Source organism: Aquitalea sp. S1-19, assembly GCF_024343515.1.
On record NZ_RJTZ01000326.1, the window covers coordinates 1 to 917 of the forward strand.

The window sequence follows — 917 nt, forward strand, 5'->3', positions numbered from 1 at the left end:
GCGCGCGTGTGCCAAGCATTAGCGAGCCTTGGCCAGTAGCGCGCTGCGTAGCGCCGGCTCGCGTGTTTGTGGGCTGAGCCAGATGCTGAAAAAGCGGCGTCCGAAGCCCGGGTCGGTAATCTGCCCGGTTTCCCTGCCGTTGTGCCAGAAGCGGGTATGGCCGTTGGCATCCTGTGCGCCGACGATCACATCGCCTTCGCTGACGCTGGGAAAAACGCGGCGCAGCGTGCTGAACACCTGCGGCAGTTCCGCTTTGGGTGTGCCCAAACGTGCCATCTCGTCACGGCTGGAGGCGGCCAGCTCGTCGGTGCTAAAGGCGCGCGCGTAGCGTATTTCCAGTGCGAACGGCGCTTGCCAGGCAAATTCGCGCCCGCCCGGGGTGTACAGCGTCGCCTGATACAGGCGCAGGCCGAACCAGCGCATATTGCCGCTGCCCCTTGCCTCCAGATCCGGCAGCGTCTGCGTCACGCTGGCGGGCAGCGCTTGCGCGAGGGTGGTTGCCAGGCATAGCGCACTAAGAACGATGAATTTCAAGCTGGCAGACATCGGTTCGCTCCGTATCAAATCCTGCAATGCAATAAGCCAGATAAAAACGCCACAGCCTGACAAAAGCCTCGTCAAAGCCCTGGACGTGTATCCGCTGTAGCTGTTCCTCGAATTGCGTATGCCAGCGGCGCAGCGTTTCGGCGTAGTCGGCGCCGAAACGGTAGTCGTCGGCAAGACTCAGGCCGGCGCGGGTATTGGCGCGCGTCAGATGGCGCAGCCAGTAGGCCAGCGTCCCCAGCCAGCTGCCATGGATGGCCTGCTCCAGCGCATGCTCATTGACGGTAGCCAGATGCATCAGCGCGACCCAGTCCGGGCTGTCGACCAGCCCGTCACGGTAGGCTTCGGCCAGCCCAATGTCCCCGCTGCGCGCA

The 917-nt window shown here is 63.7% G+C and carries 2 protein-coding genes; both read right to left on the reverse strand.

Annotated elements, in window-relative coordinates:
- Positions 1–18: 18 nt before the first annotated feature.
- The gene (locus tag EGI20_RS18820) at positions 19–546 is read right to left on the reverse strand and encodes a chalcone isomerase family protein (RefSeq protein ID WP_498629052.1); all 528 of its coding nucleotides are present in this window, start codon (positions 544–546) and stop codon (positions 19–21) included.
- Positions 515–917, reverse strand: a 403-nt coding sequence (locus EGI20_RS18825; protein ID WP_498633226.1) for a class I SAM-dependent methyltransferase, incomplete at its 5' end; no start/stop codon positions are given. The genes EGI20_RS18825 and EGI20_RS18820, both read right to left, overlap by 32 nt.